The organism is Corallococcus sicarius (assembly GCF_003611735.1).
In the GTDB taxonomy this organism is placed as follows: Bacteria; Myxococcota; Myxococcia; order Myxococcales; family Myxococcaceae; genus Corallococcus; species Corallococcus sicarius.
Window position 1 is genome coordinate 1 of sequence record NZ_RAWG01000493.1, and the last position, 4,558, is coordinate 4,558.

Genomic DNA, 4,558 nt, shown 5'->3' on the forward strand with positions numbered 1-4,558 from the left:
GTCCCACACCCGTACCCTCCTGCCCCTCCTGGGCGCGCTGCTCCTGTCGAGCGCCGCCCCCGCCACGGAAGCGCCCGCCCGTCTGCCCGACGCCCCGACGCTGAAGCGGATGACCGCGCGCTTCGTCCCGGTGGACCTGAAGGTGGACGTCTCGAAGCTGCCGGACGCGGAGAAGCGCGCCCTGACCAAGGTGGTCCAGGCCGCGAAGCTGATGGACCCCCTCTTCCTGCGCCAGGCGTGGGCGGGCAACGAGACCCTGCTCCTGGACCTGGTGAAGGACACCACGCCCCTGGGCAAGGAGCGGCTGCACGCGTTCCTGCTCAACAAGGGCCCCTGGTCGCGCCTGGACGAGGCGAAGGCGTTCCTGCCCGGCGTGCCGGCGAAGCCGGAGGAGGGGAACTTCTACCCCGCGGGCGCCACCAAGGCGGAGGTGGAGGCGTGGGTGAAGGGGCTGCCGGAGGCGCAGCAGCCCGCGGCCACGGGCTTCTTCACCACGATTCGCAAGGGGCCGGACGGCAAGTTCGTGAGCGTGCCCTACAGCATCGAATACCAGGGCGAGCTGGGGCAGGCCGCGCAGCTGTTGCGCGAGGCGGCGGCGCTCACCCAGCAGCCCACGCTCAAGGCCTTCCTGGAGAAGCGCGCGGCGGCGTTCCTGTCCAACGACTACTACGCGAGCGAGGTCGCGTGGATGGAGCTGGACGCGAGCGTGGAGCCCACCATCGGGCCCTATGAGGTCTACGAGGACGGCTGGTTCAACTACAAGGCCGCGTTCGAGGCGTTCATCGGCGTGCGCGACGACGTGGAGACGCAGAAGCTGGCGAAGTTCAGCGCGGAGCTGCAGGAGCTGGAGAACAACCTCCCCATCGAGCCCGCGCTGCGCAACCCGAAGCTGGGTGCCCTGGCCCCCATCCGCGTCATCAACAGCCTGTACTCCTCCGGGGACGGCAACCGGGGCGTGCAGACGGCGGCCTTCAACCTGCCCAACGACGAGCGCGTGGCGGCGGAGAAGGGCACCAAGCGCGTGATGCTCAAGAACGTGCAGGAGGCGAAGTTCCAGCGCGTGCTCTTGCCCATCGCGAAGGTGGCGCTGCCCGCGAAGGACCGCAAGGACGTGGCCTTCGACGCCTTCTTCACGCACATCCTCATGCACGAGCTGATGCACGGCCTGGGGCCCCACAACGTCACCGTGGCCGGGAAGCAGACGACGGTGCGGCAGGCGCTGCAGGCGTCCTCCAGCGCCATCGAGGAGGCCAAGGCGGACATCTCCGGCCTGTGGGCGCTCCAGCGACTGGTGGACAAGGGCACCCTGGACAAGGGGCTCCAGCGCACCATGTACACGACGTTCCTCGCGTCCGCGTTCCGCTCCATCCGCTTCGGCATCGACGAGGCGCACGGCAAGGGCATCGCGCTGCAGCTCAACCACTTCCTCGACACCGGCGCGGTGAAGGTGAACGCGGACGGCACCTTCGAGGTGGTGCCGGAGAAGATGCAGGCCTCCATCAACGCGCTGACGACCCAGCTGATGACCCTCCAGGCGAAGGGTGACCGCGCGGCGGCGGAAGCGCTGCTCGCGAAGCAGGGCGTGGTGCGGCCCTCCGTGCAGAAGGTGCTGGAGCGGCTGAAGAACGTGCCGGTGGACATCGAGCCGCGCTACGTCACCGCCGACGCGCTGGTGCGGGACTTCGGCCTGCCCGCCGCCGCTCCCACGGCAGCCGGGACGAAGGAGCGTTAGGGAAGGCCCATGGCGCTTCCGTCCCACCCCCGTCACATGCCCCCCGACCCGTGGGGCATCGTCCTGGCCCTCACCGTCCTGGGCGCGTGGGGTGGGCACCTGGCCTGGCTCCTGGCCGGGCCCGCGCGGCCATGGGACTCACCGCTTACCTGGCTGCACGTCCTCCTCCAGATGTGGCTGTCCACCGGCCTCTTCATCACCGGCCATGACGCCATGCACGGCACCGTGTCCCTGCACCGCCGGGTGAACGCGGCGGTGGGCACGGTGGCCTGCTTCCTCTTCGCGGGCCTGTCCTACCGGCGGCTGGTGGTGAACCACCGCGCCCACCACGCGGACCCCACCGGGGAGCACGACCCGGACTTCGCCACCCGCACCCAGGCCTTCTGGCCGTGGTTCGGCACCTTCATGGTGCGCTACACGACGTGGCCGCAGCTGCTGGTGATGGCGCTGAAGTTCAACGCGCTGCTCCTCCTGGGCGTGTCCCAGGCGCGCATCCTGGGCTTCTGGGTGCTGCCGTCGGTGCTGGCCACCGTGCAGCTCTTCTACTTCGGCACCTGGCGGCCCCACCGGCGGCCGGACACGGAGGCCATGGCGCCGCACCACGCGCGCACCCTGCCGCGCAACCACCTGTGGGCCCTCCTGTCGTGCTTCTTCTTCGGCTACCACTGGGAGCACCACGAGTCCCCCGGCACGCCCTGGTGGCGGCTGTGGCGGGTGAAGGACGCCCGGCTGTAACCGGAAGGGCGGCTGGGGCGTTATAGAGGGGCCATGCGCGACAAGCTCCCCCCCGAGCCCCCTGGCTCCGAGGTAACGCCCGAGAAGCTCTACCTGCGCCGCCGCGAGCTCATCAAGAACGCGGGCCTGTTCGCGGGCACCGCCGCGGTGGTGGGAGGCGGGCTGTACCTGCTGGGCCTGAAGCGGACGCAGCCCATGGACGGCTTCGTGCCGGACGCGGGCGCGGTGGCGCAGCCGGTGGTCCCCGCCCGGGGCGCCTTCGACACGGCCGAGCCGCGCACGTCCTACGAGGACATCACCACCTACAACAACTTCTACGAGTTCGGCCTGGACAAGAACGACCCGGCCCGCCGCGCGCACACGCTGAAGACGCGGCCGTGGACCGTCGTCGTCGACGGCGAGGTGCACCAGCCGCGGACGGTGGACGTGGATCAGCTCATCTCCAGCTTCCCCCTGGAGGAGCGCGTCTACCGGATGCGCTGCGTGGAGGCCTGGTCCATGGTGATTCCGTGGCTGGGCATCCCCCTGGGCAAGCTCCTGGAGCAGGTGCAGCCCACGTCCTTCGCGAAGTACGTGGCCTTCACCACGCTGGAGGATCCGGAGCAGATGCCCGGCCAGAAGAGCCCGGTGCTGGACTGGCCCTACGTGGAGGGCCTGCGCCTGGATGAGGCCCTGCACCCGCTGACGCTGCTGGCCACGGGCCTGTACGGCAAGCAGTTGCCCGCGCAGAACGGCGCGCCGCTGCGGCTGGTGGTGCCGTGGAAGTATGGCTTCAAGGGCATCAAGTCCATCGTGCGCATCACGCTCACGCGCGAGCAGCCGCGCACGACGTGGAACCTGGCCAACGGGCGGGAGTACGGCTTCTACGCCAACGTGAACCCGGAGGTGGACCACCCGCGCTGGAGCCAGGCCTCCGAGCGCCGCATCGGCGACAGCGGGCGGCGGCCCACGCTGCCCTTCAACGGCTACGCGGAGCAGGTGGCCGACCTCTACCGTGGCATGGACCTGAAGCGGGACTTCTAGCGCATGGCTTCCAAGCAACCCTGGCTCAACCCCGCCGTCGCTGTCGGGGGACTGGCGCCACTCGCCCAGCTCGCGGTGCAGGGGGCCCAGGGGCAACTCGGGGCCAACGGCATCGAGTTCGCCCTCAACCAGACGGGCCTCTTCGCGCTCGCGATGCTGCTCGCGTCGCTGGCGTGCACGCCCGTGCGGCTCGTCTCCGGCTGGACGTGGCCCGCGCGGATCCGCCGCACGCTGGGGCTCCTGGCGTTCACGTACGCGGGCGCGCACTTCCTCACGTATGCGGTGTTGGACCAGGGCGTGGACGTGCGCGCCATGGTGGAGGACGTGGTGACGCGGCCCTTCATCACCGTGGGCTTCACCGCGTTCGTGCTGCTGGTGCCGCTGGCCGTCACCTCCACGAACCGCCAGGTGCGCAGGCTGGGCTTCCCGAAGTGGCAGCGCCTGCACCGGCTGGCCTACGTGGCCGCGGTGCTGGGCGTGGTGCACTTCGTGTGGCGGGTGAAGAAGGACGTGACGGAGCCGGCGCTCTACGGGGCCGTGCTGGCGCTGCTGCTGGCCGTGCGGGTGGGGGAGGCCGTGCGCAAGCGCCGGGCGCTCGCCGCCGCGCAGCGCACGGCCTGAGGCGTCGCTCGCCAGCCCGCTACTTCGCGGCGCGGGGCAGCGGGAGGATGGTGTCCACCAGCGTCATCAGCTGCGCGCAGCTCACCGGCTTGCGCACGAACGCGCTGATGCCGGCCTTCTGACCGAGCGCCCGCACCTCCGCCACGTTCGGATCGCCGGTCATCATCAGGATGGGGACCTTGGACAGCCGGGCGTTCGCGCTGGCGCGAATCTGTCCGGCGAAGTCCGCGCCGTTCATCCCGTCCATGTGGAAGTCCGTGAGGATGAGGTCCACCGGCTCCGCTTCCGCGACCTTGAGTCCCTCTTCCGCGGACTCGGCCTCCAGGAACTCGAAGCTGCGGGCCATCAGGTAGATCTTCAGCAGCGTCCGGATGGAGCGGCTGTCGTCCACCAGCAGCACGCGCTGCGGGCCATTCCCCGAGGCCGTCTGTCTCCTTATACACATCT

Annotated in this window: 5 protein-coding genes; 4 read left to right on the forward strand and 1 reads right to left on the reverse strand. The window is 70.2% G+C overall.

Annotated features, from left to right (window positions below; all coding sequences use genetic code 11):
* Window positions 1-19 precede the first annotated feature (19 nt).
* Genes D7X12_RS39450 through msrQ form a run of 4 tightly spaced genes read left to right on the forward strand, consistent with a single transcriptional unit; the run spans window position 20 to window position 4,111 of the window.
* Window positions 20-1,732, forward strand: a complete 1,713-nt coding sequence (locus D7X12_RS39450; RefSeq protein WP_120630303.1) for a DUF8614 domain-containing protein — start codon at window positions 20-22, stop codon at window positions 1,730-1,732.
* A gap of 9 nt (window positions 1,733-1,741) precedes the next feature.
* Entirely contained in the window at window positions 1,742-2,467 is a 726-nt protein-coding gene (locus D7X12_RS39455) for a fatty acid desaturase (RefSeq protein ID WP_120630300.1), read from the forward strand.
* 33 nt (window positions 2,468-2,500) lie between these two features.
* Complete coding sequence (gene msrP / locus D7X12_RS39460; protein WP_120630301.1) at window positions 2,501-3,490, forward strand: protein-methionine-sulfoxide reductase catalytic subunit MsrP; 990 nt, start codon at window positions 2,501-2,503, stop codon at window positions 3,488-3,490.
* Between the two features lie 3 nt (window positions 3,491-3,493).
* Window positions 3,494-4,111, forward strand: coding sequence for a protein-methionine-sulfoxide reductase heme-binding subunit MsrQ (gene msrQ / locus D7X12_RS39465; protein ID WP_120630302.1), 618 nt, complete (start codon window positions 3,494-3,496; stop codon window positions 4,109-4,111).
* 19 nt (window positions 4,112-4,130) lie between these two features.
* On the opposite strand, the gene D7X12_RS39470 is transcribed toward msrQ, so the two are convergent.
* Window positions 4,131-4,556, reverse strand: a complete 426-nt coding sequence (locus tag D7X12_RS39470) for a response regulator (RefSeq protein ID WP_147443948.1) — start codon at window positions 4,554-4,556, stop codon at window positions 4,131-4,133.
* Window positions 4,557-4,558 lie beyond the last annotated feature (2 nt).